Origin of the sequence: Acinetobacter calcoaceticus DSM 30006 = CIP 81.8 (assembly GCF_000368965.1) — a bacterium.
Classification (GTDB): domain Bacteria; phylum Pseudomonadota; class Gammaproteobacteria; order Pseudomonadales; family Moraxellaceae; genus Acinetobacter; species Acinetobacter calcoaceticus.
Genome location: NZ_KB849778.1, coordinates 447807 through 472213, shown reverse-complemented (window position 1 = coordinate 472213; position 24407 = coordinate 447807). Strand labels below are relative to the sequence as shown.

The window sequence follows — 24407 nt, the reverse complement described above, 5'->3', positions numbered from 1 at the left end:
GGGAACGTATTGAAGGGTAAGAGATCATCATACTAAAAAGTGATCAAGAAAGGTCGATGAAAAATAATAATAAAAAAGGCAGCTGATGCTGCCTTTTGGAACTTACGTTTTATCTTTTAAACTAAATAACCAGTTCAAAATAATGGCTGCAAACGTTGCTGTACCAATGCCGCCTAAATTGAAATTACCAAACATCAATTCAAAGTTTCCGGCACCTAAAATAATCGTCACAGAAGCAACAATCAGGTTTTTATTGTTAGAAAAATCGACTTTATTTTCAATCCAGATTTTTGCACCAGCAATGGTAATTAAACCAAACACGACAATAGACGCACCTGTTAAAACAGCATTTGGGATGGTGCTAATTACTGCGCCAAATTTTGGAGATAAACCCAAGAAAATTGCAAAGACGCCAGCAATAACAAAAACAATGGTTGAATAGACACGAGTTACCGCCATGACCCCAATGTTTTCACCATAAGTGGTCATACCGGGTGCGCCAACGCTACCCGAAAGTGTAGTTGCCAGACCATCAGCGACAAATGCTTTGCCTAATTGTGGAGTTAGGTTTTCACCAGTCATGGCACCTACAGCTTTAATATGCCCTAGGTTTTCTGCTACTAAAATAAGCGCAACCGGAGCAATAATTAGCATAGCTCTGGTGTCAAAAGTAGGATGTGAAAAGCTTGGAATTCCGAACCACGCAGCCGCTGAAATCTGGCTAAAATCGATTGGTTTACCTAAACCTAGACCATTGGTGGTGATGGCATAAATCACATAAGCCAAGATTAAACCGACCAATAAAAGTAGACGTTGCAATAAGCCACGAGTAAATACAGCAATACTTCCCATACAAAGTACGGTAATGAGTGCCATCCACATTTCAAATGGTTGGCCTGCAACACCTTTGATTGTCACTGGTGCAAGGTTTAGACCAATAATCATTACAATGGCACCAGTAACGACAGGTGGCATGAGTTTTTCAATCCAGCGTGTGCCAGTAAGCATCACAATAAAACCGATGAGGGCATAAAACACGCCACATGCTACGATTCCACCTAAAGCCATAGAGAGGTTTGGATTTGCACCTGAACCTGTAATATGCCCAGTCGCTGCTGCAACCACACCAATAAAGGCAAAACTTGAGCCTAAGTAACTTGGAACGCGACCACCTGTAATTAAGAAGAACAGGATGGTACAGATGCCAGACATTAAAATGGCAAGATTTGGATTAAAACCCATGAGTAATGGTGCTAAAACAGTTGCTCCAAACATGGCAAACGCATGTTGGATACCTAAAATAGTACTTTGAACTGGAGGGAGATATTCATTAGTAGAGACTGGCCGATGGTCAATATCACCTTGGTAAGGCTGCCATTTTGGAAACCAATTGGACATAAAATAAACTCGTTATTCTTTAATTGGTGCCATGATACTCTTTCTTGAGAATGCATTTAATCTCTAGAGAGAAGTATGTCAGTGAAAAGTAATTATTTTTTAACGATTGGTATAATTTTTTAAATTCTAAATGTACGTATTTAGTTATTTTTTTCTTATAAAAATTAATTTTATGATTTTTAAAAAATATTTAAAAAAATAGAAAATCGGGGAAAATTTAAGAAAACTGGGAAACTTTGTAAGTAAAAAGCAGCGCATCGGTAATGCACTGCTTTGTTAAACAATCGGTAAAATCAGCTTAGCCAGTGTTACGTAAACCAGCAGCAATACCTGCAATACTCACCATTAGCGCATGATCAACAGGGGTGTTTTCTGCTTGACGCTCAGCGAGATAATCGCGACGACGTTTCATCAGTTCAGCCTGTAAAAGGTGTAAAGGCAGTAAATAAGGTTTGCGAACTTGCATAGACTGATCAAGAACTTCGTTATTACTCAGAAGTTTTGATTCATCTTTTAAAGCAAGTAGGGTTTCAACAGCATCTTTTAATCGCTGACGTAATTGGTTGCCGAGTACTTTTAAATCTTCATCTTCAGTCAGATGTGATTCGTAATAGAGCGCAATATTGGCATCGGCTTTTGACAATACCATTTCCAGCATATCGATGAGGGTCTGGAAATAAGGCCATTGCTGGAGCATTTCATCAAGCGTTGCTTTTTGCTGATCTGCAATCACTTCATTAATTGCTGCACCAGTACCTAGCCATGCAGGTAACATCAAACGGATTTGTGTCCAAGCAAATACCCATGGAATCGCACGTAAAGACTCGATGCCGCCACTCACTTTACGTTTTGCAGGACGTGAGCCTAGTGGCAACATTTGTAATTCAAGTTCAGGCGTAACGGTCCGTAAATATTTCACGAAGTGTGGGTTTTCACGCACTGTTTGACGATAGACCTTAACAGAATGATCTGTCATACGGTTCATAAGTTCACGCCACTCAGCTTTAGGTTCCGGTGGTGGTAATAAGGTCGCTTCAAGTGTTGCTGCGGTATAGATTTCAAGGTTTTGCATAGCAATCCCTTCTAAACCGAATTTGAAGCGGATCATTTCACCTTGTTCAGTCACTCGGATTGCACCAGAGATCGAACCCGGTGGCTGTGAAAATAGTGCCTGTTGAGTTGGAGCACCACCACGACTAATTGAACCACCACGACCGTGGAACAGAGTCAACTGTACGCCGTGTGTTTGAGCAATTGCAGTCAGCTCTTCTTGAGCACGATATTGTGCCCAGTTGGCAGACATAAATCCGGCATCTTTTGCAGAGTCGGAGTAACCGATCATAACTTCGTGTTTACCCTGAATGTGCTGTTTATACCAATGCATATTGAACAGCGTATTCATTGTAGTTGCAGCGCCATCTAAGTCTTTTAAAGTTTCAAATAGAGGAACTACTCGTAAAGGATGCTGAATACCTGCTTCTTTTTGCAATAACAATACAGCTAAAACATCGCTTGGATATTCAGCCATAGAAATAATATAAGCTCCTAAAGATTCAGGCGGTTGGTCTGCCAAAGTACGCATGGTGGCAAATACTTCCTGAACATCTGGGTGTCCAATCAAACTGCCTTCAGGTTCATTAATATATTTCGGTAAAAGCGGGCGTTTGCTTTGTAGTTCCTGAATCAGGAAGTTTTGGCGTGCTTGTTCAGTCCACGATTCAAAATTACCTAAACCTAAGTATTCGGTAATTGCTGAAATTGCTTGGCGGTGACGACCTGATTCCTGACGAATGTCGAGTTTAAGTAGTTCAATACCAAAACAGTTCACTCGGTAGATAAAGTCGAGTAGTTGACCATTCGCAATTTCAGGCAGGTTACTGTCGATTAAAGAGCGATAGCACAATAATAACGGTTGTAAGAGCTCATCTTTACTTTTAATCACATTCGTATCGTCTGCTTCGAGTCCTTGCAAACGTTGAGCTAACCAGTGACGAGTCGCTTTTAAGCGTTCTCGTGTTGCACGTAAATACTCACGATAAGGTTCTGCATGTTGGTTACCAATGGCCTGAATCATTTCTTCAGAGCAGGTTTGAATTGAGAGTTCCCAACGCAAGTTTTCGATATCTCTTAAATAGAGATCGGCAGCTTGCCAGCGCGATAACCACAGAACTTCTTGTGTAATTTGATGGGTAACATTTGGGTTACCATCACGGTCTCCACCCATCCAAGATGCAAAACGCACTGGTGCAATGTTAAGGGGTAAGTTTTGCTGGCAATTTTCTTGAACCAACTCATTTAACTCACGAACAAATTTAGGTACTGCATTCCAGAGCGTTTGCTCAATCGTCGCAAAGCCCCATTTTGCTTCATCAACAGGAGTCGGACGATGTTGACGAATTTCATCTGTTTGCCATGCCGAACTAATTTGTTGCTTTAGGTTCGCAAGTGCACTTTGACGCTCTCGTGGAGTAAGTTTTTGCTGATCAAGCTGTGATAGACAAGCATTGATATCATCATATTTCTGAATGAGTGTACGACGACTAACTTCAGTTGGATGTGCCGTAAGTACCAACTCGATATCAAGATCACAAACTTGTTGGAATAGTTTTTCTGTCGAAATACTTTTATCTTTAAATTTTTCAAATAGGTGAACAAGTGGATTCGGAGAGTTGGTATCCGAATCGAATTCTGCCTGTCTGCGGCTACGAACCACATGATATTGCTCGGCAATATTGGCAAAATTTAGGAAATGAGAAAAAGCTCGGGTAAGGGGAAGTAGTTCATCGTCGGGTAAATTTAAAAATAATTGTTCTAGTTGCTTTTGGGCTTCAGCTTGGCCATCACGTGCACCTTTAGCAAGGGCACGAATTTGCTCGATCTGATTAAACAGCTCTTGTCCTGCATGTTGCTTTAGGGTTTCACCTAATAAATTACCAAGTAAGCGGACATCCTCGCGCAGTGGCGCATCGATTTGCTGAACCATGCTATTTTCTCCTGTTCTTATCCTTATCGAATATAGCGTGATTAACAAACATTCCAAGCTTTGAGCGTAAGAAAATGTGAATTTTTGCTTAAAAAATAACATTTAATTTGCATGCGATGCTGTTAACGATGGCATGCACTCAGTACAACTTTTGGCAATGGTACTTTGGTTTAAGTCTGATATTTGAGCAGGAATAACGTAATTGCATCTTGAATAATTTGCTCAAGCTCATGAGCATTTGGTACAGCAATGATCCCAAGTAAAACCTTCTAGTTGCGTACGCCAAGCAATAAGGACATAAGAAGCTCGGTTTGATAAGTAGGATTATCGGTTTGAATAAAACCTAATTGAGCCGCTTTTTGCAAAAACTCAGCTAATTGATTTTGCAGTCGGGTATGAGATGCATCAAAAAACTGTAGGGCGAGTGGACTTTGTTCTGCTGCAAGTTCAAATAAAACGTGTTCAAGTTTAAGTGCTTCAGGTGAGTAAATAATTTGCAAGGCGCGTGAACACACAATAAAGAGTGCTTGATAAAAGTCTGCCGATGCATCTAATTCAAATTGTTTAGTGCAGAGAGACTCTTCACAGGTTTCTGTAATTGCGCAAATAAATAGATTGGCTTTGTCTTGAAAGTGATTATAAACCGTGAGCTTAGTGACACCTGCTTCCTGTGCAATCTGGTTCATGCTGGTACCGTGATAACCAGATTTTAAAAAAATAGCTTTCGCGGCTTGTAAGATACGAGCACGTTTTTCTAGATCTTTGGGGCGCCCACTTTGATTAACTGTTTGCACAAAACCCTCTGTTAAAAATTTAAAAAATAGCGATTTATAAGTTTTTCTTTAATTAATGTACCCATGAGTATATTAATTAAAAAACAAACAATTTATGATGCAAGCATATTGTGCCTTAAAAAATCAGTTTGAATAAGAGCGATAAGATATGAATCTGTTAAAACCTCTCATCATGAGTATGGTGATTGTTTGTACGGTCACATTAATGGGGTGCAGTAAAGAGGCCCCCAAAACAGAAGAAATACCCTATGTGATGGTGGCTCAACCCTTGACCACGCTCAATGAACAAAAAAGCTATGCAGGGGATGTACAGGCCAGACAACAAACGGCTTTAGCGTTTCGAGTTGGTGGGCAAGTTACGGCACGTTACGTGGACGTTGGTGATCGAGTTAAGGTTGGACAAGTTTTAGCAAAGCTTGACGTGGCAGATGCTCAGCTACAGTTAAATGCTGCTAAAGCCCAACTGGACAATGCACAGGCAGCAGCAAAAACGGCATCAGATGAGTTAAAACGTTTTCAGCAGTTACTGCCAATTAATGCGGTTAGCCGTTCGCAATACGATACGGTAAAAAATCAATATGACTCGGCACAAGCAGCGTTACAACAAGCTCGTTCTAACTATGAAGTTTCTGCCAATCAGACAGAATATAACCAACTCGTTTCTAATAAAAACGGGGTGATTACTGCGCGAAATATCGAAATTGGACAAGTGGTTGCAGCGGGTCAAGCCGCTTATCAACTGGCAATTGATGGAGAGCGTGAAGTTGTCATTGGCGTACCAGAACAAGCGGTTGCCGAGATCAAGGTTGGCCAAGCAGCTTGGGTCACTTTATGGTCTAAACCGAATGACCGATTTGCTGGTTATGTACGCGAAGTTTCCCCAGCAGCTGATCAGTCTCGTACATTTACGGTCAAGGTTGCACTTAAAGAAGGTCAATCTGTTATTCAGCTTGGACAAAGTGCACGCGTATTTTTTAGCTCGACTCAAACCAATGTGATGAGTGTGCCACTTTCGAGTGTCTCAGCAACAGATAATCAACCTTACGTATGGGTTGTTAATGTGAATCAGACATTGCGTAAAGTACCTGTAACGATTGGTGCATATGGCAAAGATAGTGTGCCGGTATTATCTGGCTTGGCCCCAAATGATTGGGTTGTGATTGGCGGCGTACATTTGCTACGTGATAAGCAGAAGATTCACCCGATTGACCGTGAAAACCGTGGGGTGAAAATTCAGGGAGCAACCCAGCCATGAAATTCAATCTCTCGGAATGGGCATTAAATAATAAAGGCATCGTCCTTTATTTTATGCTGTTGCTTGGCATTGTCGGTGCGATCTCTTATTCAAAATTATCACAAAGTGAAGACCCACCCTTTACCTTTAAGGTAATGGTGGTACAGACCTACTGGCCTGGGGCGACTGCCAAAGAAGTTTCTACTTTAGTTACGGACCGTATCGAAAAGGAACTTATGACAACAGGGCAGTATGACAAGATTATGGCTTACTCCCGTCCAGGCGAGTCACTAGTCACTTTTGTGGCCAAGGATTCACTTACTTCTGACAAGATTCCCGATGTTTGGTACAACGTTCGTAAGAAGGTCAATGATATACGTCATGAACTACCAAACGGCGTACAAGGTCCATTTTTCAATGACGAATTTGGCGATACTTTCGGCAATATTTATGTACTGACAGGCAAAGACTTTGACTATGCACTTCTAAAAGAATATGCAGATCGTTTGCAATTACAGCTTCAACGGGTCAAGGATGTCAGTAAGGTCGAATTAATTGGTCTGCAAGATCAAAAAATCTGGATTGAGATTTCTAACACCAAAGCAGTACAGCTCGGTATTCCGGTGACTGCGATTCAAGAGGCCTTACAAAAGCAAAATAGTATGGCAAGTGCTGGCTTTTTTGAAACAGGCACAGACCGTATTCAGATTCGGGTAAGTGGTCATTTACAAAACATTGATGAAATTAAGAAAATGCCTTTACTGGTAGGCGATAAAACTATTCAACTCGGAGATGTTGCTGATGTCTACCGTGGTTTTAGTCAGCCTGCTCAGCCACGTATGCGTTTCATGGGTGAAAATGGTATTGGTATTGCTCTATCGATGCGTAAGGGTGGTGACATTATTGCCTTAGGTAAAAATCTAGACACAGAATTTGCCCAATTGCAAAAGACACTACCTTTAGGTATGAAACTCCAAAAAGTTTCTGACCAACCTGTAGCAGTACAACGTAGTATTCAGGAGTTTATAAAGGTGCTCGCTGAAGCAGTTATTATTGTCTTGTTAGTGAGTTTTTTCTCTTTAGGTTTCCGTACAGGATTGGTTGTCGCTTTTTCTATTCCTTTAGTTTTAGCAATGACCTTTGCGGGTATGAGTCTATTCGATGTCGGCCTGCATAAGATTTCACTGGGTGCCTTGATTCTGGCGCTAGGTCTGTTGGTCGATGACGCCATTATTGCCGTAGAGATGATGGCAATTAAGATGGAGCAGGGTTATAGCCGGATTAAAGCCGCCGGATTTGCGTGGAAAACAACAGCATTTCCGATGCTCACTGGAACACTGATTACTGCGGCTGGTTTCTTACCGATCGCTACGGCTCAGTCTGGTACAGGTGAATACACTCGCTCTATCTTTCAGGTGGTGACGATTGCCTTATTAGTCTCTTGGGTCGCGGCAGTTTTATTCGTACCTTATTTAGGTGAAAAGCTATTACCCGACTTTACCAAAATAGGCCATCAGGCCCCTTGGTATGTCCGTTTATGGGCAAGATTAACCAAAAAACCGCAACCGCAAACTGTGGCCATTTCACAGGACCATCACTACGATCCTTATCAATCTAGCTTCTATTTACGTTTTAGAAAGATGGTCGAGTTTTGTGTGACTTACCGTAAAACCGTAATTGCGACTACGGTGGGTATTTTTGTGCTATCTGTGCTGATGTTTAAGATCGTTCCTCAGCAGTTTTTCCCACCTTCGAACCGTGCCGAGATTTTAGTTGATTTAAAACTTGAAGAAGGCGCTTCTTTAACAGCGACCGAACAAGCTGTGAAAAAGGTTGAAAAGTTCCTGTCTAAACAAAAAGGTATTGATAACTATGTGGCCTATGTCGGTACAGGCTCCCCACGTTTTTACTTACCTTTAGATCAGCAACTGCCACAAGCCAGCTTTGCGCAGTTTGTTGTACTCGCATCATCACTTGATGATCGTGATGAAATTCGTCGCTCGTTAGAAACACAAATTAAGCAATTACTTCCGCAAGTTCGTACTCGCGTGTCATTACTGGAAAATGGCCCACCTGTTGGTTATCCGTTGCAATATCGTGTGTCGGGTGAAGATCAAAATCTGGTACGTCAAGAGGCACAGAAAGTCGCTAAACTGATGAGCGAAAACCCAAATACGACCAATGTACATTTAGATTGGGGTGAGCCGAGTAAGATTATTTCAATTCAAATTGACCAAGATCGTGCTCGACAAATGGGTGTCTCTAGTCTGGATTTGGCGAACTTCATTAATGCATCAATTACAGGTAGTGCGATTGAGCAATATCGTGAAAAGCGTGAACTCATTGAAATCCGTTTACGTGGTGATCAGAGCGAGCGAGTTGAAGTAGCTTCACTGGCAAGTTTAGCTGTCCCAACGACCAATGGAACGACTGTGCCTTTAGCCCAGATTGCTAAAATTGAGTATAAGTTTGAGGATGGCTTAATCTGGCATCGTAACCGCTTACCAACAATTACCGTACGTGCAGACGTTCGATCTCAACTACAGCCCGCTACAGTGGTGGGAGAGTTAGCTGAATCAATGGATAAGTTACGTGCTGAATTACCAAGTGGCTATCTTGTTGAAGTGGGTGGAACCGTAGAAGAGTCTGCACGTGGGCAAAATTCTGTGAATGCTGGTATGCCACTGTTTTTAGCAGTTGTCATGACATTACTGATGATTCAGCTTAAGAGCTTATCTCGCGCAACCATTGTGTTGTTAACAGCTCCACTAGGTTTAATTGGTGTGGTTTTATTCTTACTGTTATTTAACAAACCATTTGGGTTTGTGGCCATGTTAGGCACAATTGCACTCTCTGGCATGATCATGCGTAACTCGCTTATCTTGATTGATCAAATTGAACAAGACAGGCAAGCAGGTCATTCAACATGGGAAGCGATTATTGAGGCGACAGTGCGTCGATTCCGTCCGATTATTTTGACTGCATTAGCTGCGGTTTTGGCCATGATTCCACTTTCTCGGAGTATTTTCTTTGGTCCGATGGCAGTTGCGATCATGGGTGGATTGATTGTTGCCACGTTACTGACATTATTTTTCTTACCTGCACTCTACGCAGCGTGGTTTAAGGTGAAAAAAACCGCATAAAATACATAAATTTTTTGTGAATAAAGGTGCGAAATATTGAAAACTCCAATATAGTAGCACCTGTCTTTACACAAAAAATACAGGATTATTTCACTGCATAAAAAATAGGCAAATGCAGTGAATTGAGGTGAAATACAGATGGGGCAAGACCATATCCAACAGCATCGCCGTTATATTGTAATTTCTTATGCGTTCATGTTTCTTGCATTGTTTACAGTTATTTTTGCAGCCTTTGCTTATTTGGTTGCTCGCAAAGTAGCAGTTGTAGATAATGCGGAAGTTTGGATTCATGCGCATGCACTATGGATTATGCGAAACGGGATTCTATTTCTTTGTATGGCAATTTTTGCTGCGGTCTGGTTTATTCCGCTCTTCTTTTTTGCATGGGACAGTAATCTTTGGGTAACTGCCTCTACGGTTGCTGGTGTGGTATTTAGCGCGATTGCGTGGTTATTTCTATTAAATGCATGGTTAAAAGGCTTGTCTAAATATTTAAAAAATAAGGCAGTTTTTTAATATATCTATTTTTTAAACATTTTCCCCTTGTAAATTCGGCTAAAGCCCCCCATTTAGTCGGCAATAGAGTATTGATAAAATTCCGTGAGGAGCACCGCCAAAAATGGCTAAACGTGATTATTATGAGGTTTTAGGCGTTTCAAAAACCGCAAGTGATGATGAGATCAAAAAAGCCTACCGTAAATTGGCGATGAAATATCATCCTGATAGAAACCCTGACAATGCCGAAGCTGAAGAGAAATTTAAAGAAGCTGCTGAAGCTTATGAAGTTTTATCGGACAGCGAAAAGCGTAGCATGTACGATCGCATGGATCATAATGCGTTCGAAGGTGGCTTTGGCGGCGGTGGTGGCGGCTTTGGCGGATTTAGTGCAGAAGATATTTTTAGCCAGTTCGGTGATATCTTCGGTGGTGCATTCGGTGGTGGTGGACGTCAACAGCGTCAACGTCGCGGATCAGATTTACGCTATGTAATGGAACTTACCCTTGAAGAAGCTGTAAAAGGGGTGAAAAAAACCATTACCTTTACTGCTCCTGCACCATGTGATGTGTGTGATGGTAAAGGTTCAAAAAATCCAAAAGATGTTGAAACTTGTAAAACTTGTCATGGTTCAGGACAAGTGCGTATGCAGCAAGGTTTCTTCTCTGTACAACAAACATGTGGTACTTGTCGTGGCCAAGGTAAAATTATTAAAAACCCTTGTCAGGCATGTCATGGTTCAGGTGTGGCTGATCGCCAGCAAACGTTGGAAGTTACAATTCCAGCGGGTGTGGATAATGGTGACCGCGTACGTTTGAGTGGCAAAGGCGAAGCAATTCGTGATGGTCAATCAGGTGACTTGTACGTTGAAGTGGTTGTTCGCGAACACGAAATTTTCCAACGTGATGGTGCCGACCTTTATATGGATGTACCAGTTAGCATTGCTGATGCTGCACTTGGTAAAGAAATTGAAATTCCAACATTGGAAGGTCGTGTTAGCTTGAAGATTCCTGAGGGAACTCAAACAGGTAAATTATTCCGTTTACGTGGTAAAGGCGTTCGTCCAGTACGTAGCAGCATGGTGGGTGATTTACTCTGCCGTATTGTGATAGAAACACCGGTGAACTTGAATGCTCGCCAACGTGAATTACTTAAAGAGTTGCAAGCTTCTTTTGATGGCGAAGACAGTGCTTCTTCACCAAAGAAAAAATCATTCTTTGATCGTTTGTTTGATTAATGCTTGATTAGATAAGAAATTAAAAAGAAGGCGGATATTGATAAAATATCCGCCTTTTTATTGCGCTGATTCATCTTATTATTTTTATTCTGCTTAAAAGAAAATTACTTCTGCTTATTCTGTAGGGTGAGCAACATCAATGTCGTCAACACTTACAGTAGGTTCACTAGCAGCAAGAGTAGGCGCATTTTCGATAACTGGTGCGGCTACTGCTTCTGCCTGTACAGCTACTTTTGGTATTTCTGCCGTTGTTTCGCCAATAATCGGGTCAATATCTTCAACTTTAACGTTGGTATTAGCCTCGCTTGCTATGCTAATTTGAGCTGTAGGCGTTGCTGTTTGAGTATTTACGTTAGTTGTAATGCGTGCTTTAGATAAGCTTTCTAATGTGTCTCCTGGCTGGATTGCAGGCTCTGCAAATGCCACTGAACTCATAATCCCCATCATCGCTGTTAAGCCAATAATTCTCGAATGCATGCTGAACTCCTTATAGTCATCTTTTTTCATTCGTGGCTGAGTAGTGTGCAGATCAATTCTTTAACTTTTGTGAAAACAGATTAAATTTCAGCTGATCTTAAAAAATAATTTTTACTTTTTATCGTGAGCAAAGAGTTTTGATATAGTAGACAAATTACGTAAAACAGAAGATTGAGAAGGATTATGTCAGCAGCTCCACGCATTGGTGTTTTAGGTGCAGGCGGTCGTATGGGCCGTACGCTTATTCAAGCAGTTCAACAGGCAGGCTATCAATTGGCTGCTGCGGTAGAGCGTCCAGAAAGTAGTTTGGTCGGCACTGACGCAGGTGAGCTTGCTGGTATTGGTTCAGTGGGTGTGAAGGTTTCAGGAAGTTTGGCAGAGATTCTGAAAGACTGCGACGTAATTATTGATTTTACCGCACCAGTTGCGACTGCTCAGCATTTGAAGCTTTGCCGTGAAGCTGGGGTTGCTATGGTCATTGGCACAACAGGTATGTCAGATGAGCAAAAAGCTGAGTTAGACGAAGTTGCCACTCATACACCTGTGGTTTACGCTGCGAACTATTCAGTAGGTGTAAATGTATCAATCAAGTTACTTGAGCTTGCAGCAAAAGTATTTGGCGATACAGTAGATATTGAAGTGATTGAAGCTCATCACCGCCATAAAGTAGATGCGCCATCAGGTACAGCGTTAATGATGGGTGAAGCGATTGCAGATACTTTAGGCCGTAACTTAAAAGAAGTTGCTGTTTATGGACGTGAAGGGCATACAGGCCCACGTGATCGTCAAACGATTGGTTTTGAAACCATTCGTGGTGGTGATATTGTTGGCGAACACACTGTTATGTTCATTGGTGAAGGTGAGCGTGTTGAAGTGACGCATAAAGCAACTAACCGTATGAACTTTGCTGCTGGTGCAGTGCGAGCTGCGGCATGGGTTGTGGGCCGTGAAGCGCGTAAATATGACATGAAAGATGTTTTAGGATTGAACGACGTACAGGTTTAAAACCCTGTACGTATTCCATGTGTAGCGAGAAAAAAAAGATAGAGCAGAACATGAATAAAAAACAAATTGCCCTGACCACTCTTCTTTGTTTAAGTAGCCTCTGGACGGGGGCTGCTTCTACAGAAAAAGCTAAATTAAGCTTAGACCGCAATAATATTAAAGTCTGGACCTATCAGAAGACTGATAATCCAGTCTTTCAATATAAAGCAGAAACGACATTTGATGTGCCACTTGAACGCGCTGTCGCCGTGATTTTAGATGTAAATCGTGCCGATCAGTGGGTGCCTTATATGGGCAAGGTTCAGATGCTGTCTCAGGATGAGAAAAAAGGTGAATTCACACTCTACATGGTGTTGGATTTTCCGTTTCCTTTGAAAGATCGTGATGTCGTTGTAAAAGGTAAAATGAGTAAGGCCGCAAATGGCCTTGTGACAATTAAAAATACTGCAATTAGCGGAAATTATCCGATACAACCCGATGTGGTGCGCTTAACACGCTATGAAGGTGATTGGACATTCCAGAAACTTGCAAATAATAAGGTGAAAGTAACCACCAGTGGCTATGCTGATCCTGCTGGTGCAATTCCATTAAGTTTTGTGAATATGTTTGTTCAACAGCAACCTTACCAGATGTTGCTTAAAATGAAGCGTGAAGTGACCAGTCCGATTTATGAACAACCGAAATTACCAGAAATTTTAAAATAAATAACTTTAAAAAAAGCGCCTGAGATCAGGCGCTTTTTTTATTAATCTGAACATTGTTGTAAAGCTGGGGCAGGGCTGCTCTCGCGTTTGATTTGGAATAAAACCAATAACAAAGCTAACCCAGCCAGTAATGCACCAGCAAATGATACTGCGCTATAACCCCAACCTAAATCGAGTACTAACGCGCCTGCTGCTGCTCCTACTGCGTTACCTAGGTTAAATGCACCGATATTTACTGAAGAGGCAAGCCCTGGTGCTTCGTGAGCGACGGACATTACACGCATTTGTAATGGAGGCACTAAAGCAAAGGTTGCTGCACCCCAGATCACTAAAGCAATGGCTGCACCAATCTGACTTTGTGCAAGAATCGGGAAAGTCACCATCATTACAATCAACAGAACCAAGAAACCAATCAGGGTTTTGTTGATGGACAAATCTGCAAAACGTCCACCTAAATGGTTACCAATCGAGAAACCGACACCAATTAACATCAGCATAAAAGTAATGAAGGTAGGTGAAGCATGGGTAAACTCAGCCAAACTTGGCGCAATATAGGTATAGAGCGTAAACATTGCACCCGCACCGAGTACGGTGGTGAGCAACGCAAGTATTACAGGAGTGCGCGTTAACACTTTCAACTCAGCTTTCACGTTTGGTTTTTGGGCAACCATACCTTGTGGGAGGGCTTTCCATAAAGCGAGCATGGTAATGACACCGAGCAACGAAATCGCAAGGAAAGACATACGCCAGCCAATGTTTTGCCCAACCCATGTTGCCAAAGGCACGCCACCGATATTGGCAATAGTTAGGCCCATAAACATGGTTGCTACAGCACTGGCCTGTTTATGTGCGGGCACAATACTCGCTGCTACAACTGAACCTATCCCGAAGAACGCACCGTGATTCAAGCTTGTGATGAGACGAGCACCTAATAAGCTCATGTAGCTTGGTGAAAATGCTGCAAGCAGGTTACCTACTGTAAAGATCGCCATGAGAAAAATAAGTGCATTACGTCGTGCAAAACCACCAAACCAGAGGGTCATAAATGGCGCACCTAGCATTACGCCAAGTGCATAACCCGTAATTAACATTCCAGCCGTTGGAATTGAAATTCCTAAATCATTAGCGATATTCGGCAACAATCCCATTGGTGAGAATTCAGTGGTGCCAATGGCAAAGGCACCAATAGCCAATGCCAATAACGAGAACGCCATATTTGATTGAGTGTTCATGAGTTTAGTCCCAAACTGGTGCCCATGGCTCTGGGCTAACTTCACGACTGTTACGATCAAGTTCGGCAATCATTTGCATTTCAGCTGAAGTTAACTCGATATCCTGTGCTTTTAAATTGCTCATCAGGTTTTCACGTTTAGTCGAAGATGGAATGACTGCAAAACCACGTTGCAATGCCCATGCCAGTGTAATTTGTGCTGTTGTTGCTTGATGAGCTGCTGCAATTTTAGCTAGAACTGGGTCTTGAAGCACTTTGCCGTACGCAAGCGTCATATATGAAGTGACATCAATATTCTTCTCTTGTAAGAAGTTCACAAGTTTGTGGTTTTGAAGATAAGGGCTTAGCTCAATCTGATTAATTGCAATATGTTCTGCACGAATTGTGTCAATTGCTTGTTGGGTAAGCTCAATATTGAAGTTTGAGATACCAATTTGTTTAGTAAGGCCTTGTTGCTTTGCCTCAAGTAAAAGCTGCATGATTTCAGGAATCGAAACGCCTAAGTCTGGTGCTGGCCAGTGAATCAACGTTAAATCGACATGGTCAGTACGAAGCTTTTGTAAGCTCTCTTTTAAGCTTGGAATAAATTTATCTTGAGCAAAATTATCTACCCAGATTTTTGTGGTTAAAAATAAGTCCTGACGTGATACACCGCTTTCAGCGATCGCTTGACCAATCGCTGCTTCATTGTCATAAATTTGAGCAGTATCAATTGCACGGTAACCTACATCTAAAGCATTTTTAACCGAATCAATCACCACTTGTTCTTTTAGGCGGAAAGTTCCTAGGCCAAAACGTGGGATATTCATGTGTTCACCTGAATTTAAATAATTGTTTAACTTGAGGTGCATTTTGCTCGGATTATTGTTGCGAAAAAATAGATGAATAAGCAAAATATCTTTGATGATTAGTCAATAATAGAATAAGCCATGAAATCAACAATTGAAGAACTTGTTGCCTTTATCACAATTATTGATACAGGTTCATTTGTAGCTGCCGCAGAACATTTAAAACAAACGCCTTCAGGGGTAAGCCGTTCTTTAACACGCTTAGAGACTAAGTTAGATGTAACCTTGTTAGAGCGAACGACACGTAAGTTGAAATTGACTCAAGAAGGGCAACAGTTTCTGGTAAAGGCCCGTAAAATCTTAAATGAGCTTAATGCAGCTGAAGAAGAACTACAAAAATCTGATCAGGGTACGGCAGGACTCATTCGTATTGATTCGGCTACTCCGTTTGTTTTACACGTGATTGCACCATTAATGCATAAGTTTCGTGAGTGCTATCCAGATATTGAAATTGAATTAAATAGCAATGATCAGGTGATTGACTTGCTGCAACATAAAACGGATGTGGCATTTCGATTTGGGGAGCTTAATGATTCGAGTCTTCATGCCAAACTAGTTTGTAAAAGTCGCTTATTTATTGTTGCGAGTCCAGAATATTTAGCGATTAAGGGCACTCCAACACAACCAGAAGAACTCGAACAACATGATCTGATTGGTTTTACCAGACCTGCCTATATTAATAGCTGGCCGATTAAAGTCGGCGATGAATATTTTTTCGCACAAGCAAAAATTAAAGCTTCCAGTGGAGAGACGGTACGTCAACTCGCCATTAGAGGTCATGGCATTGCACGGCTATCTGAATTTGAAGTTTGGAAAGATATTGAAGAAGGGCGATTGATTGCATTATTTGAAGATCAAATTGAACATCAATATCAAAGCATCCATGCTGTGTATTATCAACAAGAGCATCTACCAAAACGAATCCGTTTATTCATTGAGTTTTTGGCAGAACAGTTAAAAGATGGTTTTAAAAACGCTCTCTAAAAGTAGCATAGCCATCAGTTGGAAAATGAACTTCTAGAAGTGGAGTGGTTTGTCCTTCTGATGAATGCTGGGCCAGAAAATAGCTTTTTTGCTGTTGGCGGCAACTAAAATATAATTTGGAATAGGTCGAGTTCACCATCACAACTTCATTTGAGCTATTACGTTTATATTGATAATGAGAAATCGTACTGGCCTCATCATCAGTGCGCTGCTCCAATTTGTAGTCTTGTTGATTGGTCATTTTTAAATAACCCTCAATCAGACTTTGGCAAACTGTATGTCTGTACTGTTCGTTTTTTGGTTGAGGTTGGCAACCTGCTAAAACAATAGTAAATAACAATATAGCTTTTAATTTCATGATCTTGCTACTCTTTGAGTTGATTTATATAGCGTAAAGGTGTTCTATAAACCAGTACAGATACAGAAATTTTTAAAAAAGCAGCACAGAATGACTTTCCAATATCAGGTTCTCGCCAATCAATTAGCACATCGTATTTATCAAGATGAGCTCAAGCCCCATCAGAAGCTGATTTCGTTACGAGATTTTGCTCGTCAGCACACTATTAGCTTAAGCACGGCAAAAAGTTGTTATGAATTGCTCGAGGCGAGGGGACTCATTTATGTAAAGCCGAAATCGGGTTACTTTGTGGTTGCCAGAACCCAATCTAGTCCTATTCCTGATAGCCCCGATTTTTTGTCTTTACCTCGGCAAGTCTCAAATCTGGAGTTGCATAACCAAATTCAAGAAGCCGCCTTACAAAGCCATCTGGTACCATTAGGCTCGATTCAGTTAACGCCTCATTTTATTCCGGTGGAAGGCTTACGCCGTTCTATTCAACGTGCTTTAAAAAATTGTCAGCCACAAGACTTTCTCTACTGTAATAAACAAGGACATGAGCAATTAAGAAAAGCGCTTTCTGATCATTGGCGTGAAGACGGCATCTTCATCGCAGCAGAAGATATTTTCATTACCAATGGTTGTATACCTGCTTTGTCGTTAGTCATTCAGCATCTAACAGAAGTAGGCGATAGTATTTTGATCCCGACGCCTACTTTTAATGGGCAGCTACAGCTTTTAGCAAGTTTAAAACGGCAGATTATTGAAATTCCTGCGCATCATCGTGGCATTGATCTTGAGCGCTTAGAATCATTAATGCAGCAGGGTTTGGCTAAGGTTTGCCTGATGACAGCCAACTATCAAAACCCTTTAGGTTATTGTTTAAGTAATGCAGAAAAACAAAAGATTGCTGAATTAGCTGCAAAATATCAGTGCTTTATTATTGAAGACGATATTTTTGGTGAATGTGGTTACAGTAATGAACGCCCGCTACCGATTCGCTATTGGGACCGAGAAGGTTATGTCATTTGGTGTGGGTCGGTTTCTAAGTCGCTATCGAGCGCGTATAGGGTAGGGTGGTTTTGTCTAAGTGCAAAGCTACAGCATTTAAGACTTGAGCTACTGGCAAGTAATATTGGCGTAAATACACCGCTACAATTAGGTCTGGCAGATTTTATTTATAGCCGTGGTTATCGAGAACATTTAGAGCAGCTACGGCCAAATCTGATGCGACAGGTCGAACAATATCGCAGTTGTATTTTAAGAGCCTTTGACGGCCTTCCAATTGCATTGAGTCAGCCAGAAGGGGGCTATGCACTTTGGATACAATTACCAAAGGAGGTAGATACCTTAGCGCTTTATTACACTGCGAAAGCCGAAGGAATTACTGTGGTTCCCGGTCATGTTTTTGGTGAGGATGAACGATATCGACATTTCATTCGGTTAAACGCGGGTCATGAATTAACAGCAGATGTCCGCCAAGCAATTAGTGACTTGGCGGAATGGTCGCGACAACAGATGAAAACAGTAAATTAGTTTTATTCTGCAAAGTCTGCTTTAAGCACAATACGGTAACGGGCCTGACCTGAGTGTAAACGTTCAATTGCTTCATTAAGCTCTGACATTGGAAACAGCTCAATTTGAGGGGCAATTTTTTTGCGTGCAGCAAACTTTAACAGTTGTCGCAGTGCAGCAGGTGAACCTGTAGGGGAGCCTGTTACTGACTTAGCACCACCAATAAGTGAACCTACAGAAACAGGAACGGGTTCAAGCGTAAGACCTAAGAAATGTAAGGTTCCGTTTGGTGCCAGTGTTGCAATAAAAGCAGGCCAATTTAGAGTCACATTTACGGTACTCAGCAATAAATCGAATTTACCTTTTTGAGCTTTTACAGCCTCTGTATCGCGGCTATTCACCACATGATCGGCGCCCATTGCTTTGAGCTCTTCCGTTTTGTCAGGATTAGAACTAAATGCTGTGATTTCACAGCCCCAAGCTTTAAGTAGCTTAATGGCCATATGACCTAAACCGCCAATCCCAATCACACCTACATGGTGTGTTGCCTGAATTTTGTGTTTGAGTAGCGGATCAAAAACAGTAATTCCGCCACAAAGTAAAGGACCTGCGCTTTCTGGGTCTAAATCATCGGGGAGGGGAATAATCCACTGCCAGCCTGCACGTACTTTATCGGCAAAACCACCAGCATGCCCGACGATGGTTGCAACATTTTCACCCGTACAAAGGACTTGCTGACCACCAATACATTCATCACATGCTTGGCAGCTCTCCGCTGTCCAGCCAATGCCCACACGTTGCCCGATTTGTAAACCTTTGGCTTCTGAGCCTAAAGCAACAATTCGTCCAATAATTTCATGGCCTGCAACAACAGGGTACACAGTTGAACGCCATTCATTGTTTAGAACAGAAATATCAGAATGGCATAAACCACAGTATTCAACTTTTACTTCAACCTGATGCGGTTGTAATTCATCTGCATCAAATTGGTAAGGAACCAGTTTTTCACCTGCCTGCATAGCGGCATAAGCTTGAATTGTATTATTGCTCATCGGAAACTCCTTAAGCGGATTTGAACCGTTATGGTGGGTTATGAAGCTTTAAACTGACAATTGTTTTCATGATCATTGACCATGCCCACTGCCTGCATAAAAGCATAACAGGTGGTTGGGCCAACGAATTTGAAGCCATTCTTTTTGAGTGTTTTGGAAAGTTTTACACTGAGTTCGGTTTGTGCTGGTGCCTGACGATAATCTACAACATCGTTTTGTTGAGGGCCCGCATCTACAAATTGCCAAAGCCATGTAGTGACATCACCGACTTGTGCTTTGAGTGCTTGCCAAGCAATTGCATTATCACGAATTGCTTTAAGTTTGCCTAAGTGGCGAATTAAACCCGCATCTGATAATTTTAGTTCTAAAAAGTCATCTGTGAATGAAGCGATATCTGCAATTGGGTGATTAAAGAAGTGCTCTCGGTAACTTTCTCTTTTTTTGAGTACGGTTATCCAAGATAAGCCAGCTTGTTGACCTTCCAGACAAAGCATCTCAAATAATCGTGCTTCATCATGTTCTGGTTTGCCCCATTCTTCATCATGATAGGCAATGTAGAGGGGATCAGTGGAACACCATCCGCAGCGTTGAGTTTTCATGATGATGCTCCTTATATTTATCTTAGAATTTTAAAGTTTAAATAACACCCATTCATTTGGGCGCGTATCCCAATAATACAGTTCAGCTTGAGTTAAGTCTTCAAACTTTAGCCAAAAGTCTTTCCCTACTTTATCTGAAAAACCAGTACTGATTAGCAGGGCATCGTCGCTGATTTCCATGATCCAGCCTTGATAGCTATTGCCATTTAAAATGATCTTTTGCTGATTGCCTGACTCGGCAAACTCTACTAAGCGATTGATCAGCGCTTCCGACATACAATGTTCCTAGCGTAAATAAGAATAAGGGTTAACAGCACCACGTCCTTTACCATCTAGATAAAGACCATAATGCAAATGAGGTGAAGTATAACGTGCATTGCCCGTGTTGCCGACATAGCCGATCAGGTCACCTTTTTTGACATAGTCACCGACATTTAGTCCACGTTTGTGACCATCAAGGTGAGCATAATAATGCCATGTTCCTGCTGGACCTAAAATCCAGATGACTTTACCACCGAGATTGTTATTGCGAAGATCTGCAACAAGTCCTTCCGTTGCACTGTAAACTTTGGTTCCACGTGGAGCCAAAATATCAATTCCTTCATGACTACGGCCCTGACTGCGTGCAGCTCCCCACGTATCTTTTAACTCATCTCGGTTGACACCTTTCACAGGTACAGGAAGTCGATTTGCGAGTTGCATACTTTTAAGCTTGCTGACTTGAGCTGGTGGGAGTGGGGCTGGTTTTTTAGGTGCACTGGCACAGGCAGCCAATAGAAGAATTAAAAAACCAAGTGAGAAATGAGAAACAAAACGTCGCACAAAATACTCCCTGTCACTGCCATATCAAAATTATTTTACTCAATATGTCATGAACGGCTTGTCGAGATCAATTTTTTCATTGCTGTTGGAACGCCCTTGGCAACAGCTTGTTCTGGACTAAGCCATTGTCCTTCGAGTTCAATTGCCAGATGTTCTTTTTGATCAGGTTCCACGTGGAACGTGTGAGCGTTAAGTAACCATGTAAAATGAGTAAAACTATGACTGATCTGAAAGGTTTGCGTCTGAGGTTGCAATTTAAATTGCTGACTTAAGCTAAGACGTTCGTGTTCAATTTCTAAAATGGGTAAACAGAATAAACCACCCCATAAACCATGAGATTGTCGTTGTTGCCAGAACCATTCATCTTCACACTGAATGATAAGAACATCTGCTGTTCTAACGGGTGGTGTTTTTTTAGGTTTTTTAAATGGGAGTTCTTGTTCTAGGCCTTGTTGGTAAGCTTGGCAATGTGCTTGCATTGGACAATATAAACAGAGTGGTTTTTTAGGCGTACAAATGGTCGCACCTAGGTCCATAATTGCTTGAGTGTAGTCATGGTTACGCTGGGTTGGGCAAAGCGCTTCAGCTAGTTTCCACATTTCACGTTCATGTTGGGGTTTACTTAAATCATCCTCAATAGCAAAGAAACGGGCTAAGACACGTTTCACGTTGCCATCCATAATCACGCCATACTGACGTAAACCCAAAGACATGAGCGCACCTGCGGTAGAGCGGCCAATGCCGGGTAATGCAATCCATTCTTCTAGCGTTTCAGGAAATTTTCCCTGCTGAGTTACAAGACCTGCGGCCTTGTGCAAATTACGAGCACGAGCGTAATAACCCAGACCTGCCCAATAAGGTGCTACTTCATCCCAAGTTGCATGACCTAAAGCTTCTACAGTCGGGAAGCGCTCCATAAAGCGGTCGAAATATTGCAGAACTGTTTTAACTTGAGTCTGCTGCAACATAATTTCAGAAACCCAAACTTTGTATGGATCATCTGCGACTTGCCACGGCAAATCATGACGACCATGTTGATCGAACCAGTTTAAGAGGGCATCAGAAAAAGAAAAGTCGGGCATGAACAGCTAAAGAAGAAAAGTAAGAGTTAAATTATAGCTGAAATTTGTGGGGAGATTTTGTTTAAAGCAGGTGAAGTACAAGTACCAGTTAAAACAGAGATGACCTTAAAAAGCGTGATCTCTGTTTCAATAATAAAAAAGGATTAATCCTTTTGTACACCCCAACGCTGATCAAGTTTCAACGGCTGGTTTTTGTAGTACGGAATGACATGAATGTGGAAATGATCTGAATTTTGTCCGAACACTTCACCATCATTGAAGCTAATATGGAAACCGTCTGGTTGATGGCGAAGCTGCGTTTCGTGGCGTGCAATTTCAAGAAGTGTAAGCAGGCCTTGATGCTCTTTAGACGTAATGTCAAAAAAAGAACGAACATGGCGTAGTGGTGTTACCACACAGTGGCCTTTAGATAGCGGATTAGAATCAGGTAAAATTACAGCAAATTCATTCTTATCAATGATGTCATATTCATCAAATTCGCAATACGGACATTTCTTGTCAGTCATTGTTGTATCCTCTCATGTTATTCCATTAAACCCCGAGTGCGGGAAATAAGACTAGGCTTTGCTCTAGCTCAACGGGAGTATAGTTATTGAAGTATGGTTTAAAAAATACAGTAAAAATATTGCAAAGTCATAAACATTTAAGGGAGCAAATGCAAATAAACAATTTGCTCCAAATTCGCTTCTTTTATTTTAAAGTACGTTCTAATAAAGCGTACATTTTAGCAAGGCCTTGTTTTTCCGCTTCGCTATTGTAGCCAAGGTCTACACCGTTCGCTTTAGCTCTTTCATCTGCAAGCGGGTTACTAAAGCCATGTTTAGCACCTTCTAAAACCACTACCTCGTGTTTCACCTCAGCAGCTTGCATCTCTTTTTCAAAATTAGCAACATCTTCTAAGGTGACCATACTGTCTAATTCACCATGAAGAACTAAAATTTCACCTTGAATGTTGCCTTTTTGAGCAGGTGCCTTAGGTGTTAGCGTGCCATGGAATGTTGCAACTGCTTTCAGTGGAGCACCTGAGCGAGCAAGGTCTAACACGACTTTACCACCATAACAAAAGCCAATTGCAGCCAGTTTTTCACCGTTTACTTCTGGTTGGGCCGCAAGAGTTTGAAGTCCAGCATTTGCGCGAGTGGTGACAGTGTCTAATTCTTCAAATGTCTGCATCATCCATTCATAGGCTTGAGCTGCAGTAGTTGTGACTTTTTTATCACCATACATGTCAATTGCAAGCGCAGCATAACCATGTTCAGCAAGCTCACGTGCACGTTGTTCGGTATATTCGTTACGGCCCCACCATTCAGGAGCAACAATCACACCCGCAACAGGTGTTTCACTATCTGGAGCAGCAAAGTAACCAATTAAATGGCTGCCATCTGGTGCAGTATATTGAATTTCACGGGTTTTAATTGCTGTACTCATAACCTTAATCCTGAAATTTAAAGAGATTTAAACACGCTTGATTAAAGCATAAAAAAATAAAGTAATATAAATAACTATGTAAGAATCTACATCAAAAGAAAAAGTTAGAAAGTTTTTTGCAATAAAAAAAGAAGGAAACTGGTTCCTTCTTTTTTATATATGGTCATGATTAAATTAAGTCCTGCCTCGCGAAATGAACCCAATTACAGCAAGAATTACAGCTATAACTAATAAAATCACGGCAAAGTCTTTAGATAACCCTGCAACACCACCAAACCCTAATAGACTGGCAATGAGTGCAATCACTGCAAAAATTATTGCCCAACGGAACATATGCTGTCCTCCTACTTATTTTTCATTGTCCTTTAACTATATAGGGTGTTTTTTGCACTGAATGTGTCGTTTATGTGGTTGAAATGTATATTAAACAATCATTTTGTGATGCTAAAAATAAAGCTTCTTTTCTTAAGATAGGGCACTTCAATGTTATACTGATGCATTACTTTATCTGTTCAGCCGTTAAAAAAACTTATGTCTACCGAGACCTCACTTCGTCCATTGTTTTGGAAAAACTATCCGCTAGAGCAACTGACTCAAATTGAGTGGGAGGCTTTATGTGACGGGTGTGGTTTATGCTGTCTGGTAAAGCTAGAAGATGAAGATACCCATGAGGTGGCTTATACTAAAGTGGCTTGTAAGTTACTTGATTGCAGTACGAGTCGTTGCTCGGACTATTCCAATCGTCAACAACAAGTGCCTGATTGCTTACAATTAACGGTAGAGTCTTTAAAAACAATTCACTGGTTGCCATCAAGCTGTGCCTATAAACGTTTGAATGAAGGCAAAAATTTACCTTCTTGGCACTATTTAAATACAGGTTCTCGACAAAGCGTTATGAATGCGAAAAAGTCGGTTGCAGGACGTTGTATTTCTGAAGTTGATGTCCATGAAGATGATCTTGAAGATTATGTTGTACGTTGGGTACGTTAAACAGATCTGCATGGTATTTCTAATTACAGCGTATAATAAAGTAACACTT

23 protein-coding genes and 1 pseudogene are annotated in these 24407 nt (G+C 41.4%); 9 read left to right on the top strand and 15 right to left on the bottom strand.

What is annotated here, in order from left to right; translation table 11 throughout:
* Window positions 1–102: 102 nt before the first annotated feature.
* The 3 genes and pseudogenes from F936_RS02305 to F936_RS02295 form a co-directional block, all read right to left on the bottom strand.
* The gene (locus F936_RS02305) at window positions 103–1398 is read right to left on the bottom strand and encodes a solute carrier family 23 protein (RefSeq protein WP_005044449.1); all 1296 of its coding nucleotides are present in this window, start codon (window positions 1396–1398) and stop codon (window positions 103–105) included.
* A gap of 298 nt (window positions 1399–1696) precedes the next feature.
* The gene (gene ppc, locus F936_RS02300) at window positions 1697–4381 is read right to left on the bottom strand and encodes a phosphoenolpyruvate carboxylase (RefSeq protein WP_005044448.1); all 2685 of its coding nucleotides are present in this window, start codon (window positions 4379–4381) and stop codon (window positions 1697–1699) included.
* A 170-nt stretch (window positions 4382–4551) separates the two neighbouring features.
* Window positions 4552–5175: pseudogene (locus tag F936_RS02295) on the bottom strand (TetR/AcrR family transcriptional regulator).
* A 148-nt stretch (window positions 5176–5323) separates the two neighbouring features.
* On the opposite strand from F936_RS02295, the gene F936_RS02290 reads away from it, so the two are divergent.
* The 4 genes from F936_RS02290 to dnaJ all read left to right on the top strand — a co-directional run bounded on the left by F936_RS02290 (window position 5324) and on the right by dnaJ (window position 11284).
* Window positions 5324–6430, top strand: a complete 1107-nt coding sequence (locus F936_RS02290) for an efflux RND transporter periplasmic adaptor subunit (protein ID WP_005044443.1) — start codon at window positions 5324–5326, stop codon at window positions 6428–6430.
* Window positions 6427–9552 (top strand): efflux RND transporter permease subunit, encoded by a 3126-nt coding sequence (locus F936_RS02285; protein ID WP_005044440.1) that lies wholly within the window; start codon window positions 6427–6429, stop codon window positions 9550–9552. The genes F936_RS02290 and F936_RS02285 overlap by 4 nt, the downstream gene beginning before the upstream one ends.
* Before the next feature lie 138 nt (window positions 9553–9690).
* Window positions 9691–10068, top strand: coding sequence for a hypothetical protein (locus F936_RS02280; RefSeq protein ID WP_003654304.1), 378 nt, complete (start codon window positions 9691–9693; stop codon window positions 10066–10068).
* A gap of 103 nt (window positions 10069–10171) precedes the next feature.
* Entirely contained in the window at window positions 10172–11284 is a 1113-nt protein-coding gene (dnaJ, locus tag F936_RS02275; protein WP_005044438.1) for a molecular chaperone DnaJ, read from the top strand.
* Window positions 11285–11398: 114 nt separating this feature from the next.
* Here the strand turns inward: dnaJ and F936_RS02270 are convergent, their stop codons facing one another.
* Entirely contained in the window at window positions 11399–11761 is a 363-nt protein-coding gene (locus F936_RS02270; protein ID WP_005044436.1) for a hypothetical protein, read from the bottom strand.
* 183 nt (window positions 11762–11944) lie between these two features.
* Between F936_RS02270 and dapB the strand changes: the two genes are divergently transcribed.
* Together dapB and F936_RS02260 are read left to right on the top strand one after the other, a co-directional pair.
* The gene (gene dapB, locus F936_RS02265; RefSeq protein ID WP_003654295.1) at window positions 11945–12766 is read left to right on the top strand and encodes a 4-hydroxy-tetrahydrodipicolinate reductase; all 822 of its coding nucleotides are present in this window, start codon (window positions 11945–11947) and stop codon (window positions 12764–12766) included.
* Window positions 12767–12816: 50 nt separating this feature from the next.
* Entirely contained in the window at window positions 12817–13470 is a 654-nt protein-coding gene (locus tag F936_RS02260) for an START domain-containing protein (RefSeq protein ID WP_003654293.1), read from the top strand.
* A 41-nt stretch (window positions 13471–13511) separates the two neighbouring features.
* Here F936_RS02260 and F936_RS02255 read toward each other — a convergent pair whose 3' ends face one another.
* On the bottom strand, window positions 13512–14702 hold the full coding sequence (locus tag F936_RS02255) for an MFS transporter (RefSeq protein WP_005044434.1): 1191 nt from the start codon (window positions 14700–14702) through the stop codon (window positions 13512–13514).
* A gap of 4 nt (window positions 14703–14706) precedes the next feature.
* Window positions 14707–15510 carry a 2,5-didehydrogluconate reductase DkgB gene (dkgB, locus tag F936_RS02250; protein ID WP_005044432.1) on the bottom strand — a complete coding sequence of 268 codons (804 nt, stop codon included), beginning with the start codon at window positions 15508–15510 and terminating at the stop codon, window positions 14707–14709.
* Window positions 15511–15630: 120 nt separating this feature from the next.
* Here dkgB and F936_RS02245 point away from each other — a divergent pair, with 120 nt between their 5' ends.
* Window positions 15631–16533: a LysR family transcriptional regulator gene (locus F936_RS02245; protein WP_005044429.1), complete on the top strand. Its 903-nt coding sequence runs from the start codon at window positions 15631–15633 to the stop codon at window positions 16531–16533.
* Here the strand turns inward: F936_RS02245 and F936_RS02240 are convergent.
* On the bottom strand, window positions 16517–16891 hold the full coding sequence (locus tag F936_RS02240) for a hypothetical protein (RefSeq protein WP_005044427.1): 375 nt from the start codon (window positions 16889–16891) through the stop codon (window positions 16517–16519). The two genes, F936_RS02245 and F936_RS02240, sit on opposite strands and share 17 nt — an antisense overlap.
* A 90-nt stretch (window positions 16892–16981) precedes the next feature.
* Between F936_RS02240 and F936_RS02235 the strand changes: the two genes are divergently transcribed.
* On the top strand, window positions 16982–18406 hold the full coding sequence (locus F936_RS02235; RefSeq protein WP_005044426.1) for an aminotransferase-like domain-containing protein: 1425 nt from the start codon (window positions 16982–16984) through the stop codon (window positions 18404–18406).
* Window positions 18407–18408: 2 nt separating this feature from the next.
* Here F936_RS02235 and ahr read toward each other — a convergent pair whose 3' ends face one another.
* From ahr to F936_RS18550, 8 genes are all read right to left on the bottom strand, one after another.
* Window positions 18409–19437 carry an NADPH-dependent aldehyde reductase Ahr gene (gene ahr / locus F936_RS02230; RefSeq protein ID WP_005044425.1) on the bottom strand — a complete coding sequence of 343 codons (1029 nt, stop codon included), beginning with the start codon at window positions 19435–19437 and terminating at the stop codon, window positions 18409–18411.
* 38 nt (window positions 19438–19475) lie between these two features.
* A complete protein-coding gene (locus F936_RS02225; RefSeq protein WP_005044424.1) occupies window positions 19476–20036 on the bottom strand; it encodes a DNA-3-methyladenine glycosylase I in 561 nt (186 codons plus the stop codon).
* A 30-nt stretch (window positions 20037–20066) separates the two neighbouring features.
* Window positions 20067–20312, bottom strand: coding sequence for a hypothetical protein (locus tag F936_RS02220; RefSeq protein WP_001287364.1), 246 nt, complete (start codon window positions 20310–20312; stop codon window positions 20067–20069).
* A 9-nt stretch (window positions 20313–20321) separates the two neighbouring features.
* The gene (locus tag F936_RS02215) at window positions 20322–20858 is read right to left on the bottom strand and encodes a M23 family metallopeptidase (RefSeq protein ID WP_005044420.1); all 537 of its coding nucleotides are present in this window, start codon (window positions 20856–20858) and stop codon (window positions 20322–20324) included.
* A 47-nt stretch (window positions 20859–20905) separates the two neighbouring features.
* Window positions 20906–21940, bottom strand: coding sequence for an A/G-specific adenine glycosylase (mutY, locus tag F936_RS02210; RefSeq protein ID WP_005044417.1), 1035 nt, complete (start codon window positions 21938–21940; stop codon window positions 20906–20908).
* A gap of 143 nt (window positions 21941–22083) precedes the next feature.
* Window positions 22084–22446 carry an HIT family protein gene (locus F936_RS02205; protein ID WP_005037836.1) on the bottom strand — a complete coding sequence of 121 codons (363 nt, stop codon included), beginning with the start codon at window positions 22444–22446 and terminating at the stop codon, window positions 22084–22086.
* A gap of 184 nt (window positions 22447–22630) precedes the next feature.
* Window positions 22631–23368, bottom strand: coding sequence for a dienelactone hydrolase family protein (locus tag F936_RS02200; protein WP_005044414.1), 738 nt, complete (start codon window positions 23366–23368; stop codon window positions 22631–22633).
* Between the two features lie 174 nt (window positions 23369–23542).
* Entirely contained in the window at window positions 23543–23701 is a 159-nt protein-coding gene (locus F936_RS18550) for a DUF1328 domain-containing protein (protein ID WP_000490267.1), read from the bottom strand.
* Between the two features lie 198 nt (window positions 23702–23899).
* Between F936_RS18550 and F936_RS02190 the strand changes: the two genes are divergently transcribed.
* Window positions 23900–24358, top strand: a complete 459-nt coding sequence (locus tag F936_RS02190; RefSeq protein ID WP_005044412.1) for a YcgN family cysteine cluster protein — start codon at window positions 23900–23902, stop codon at window positions 24356–24358.
* Window positions 24359–24407 lie beyond the last annotated feature (49 nt).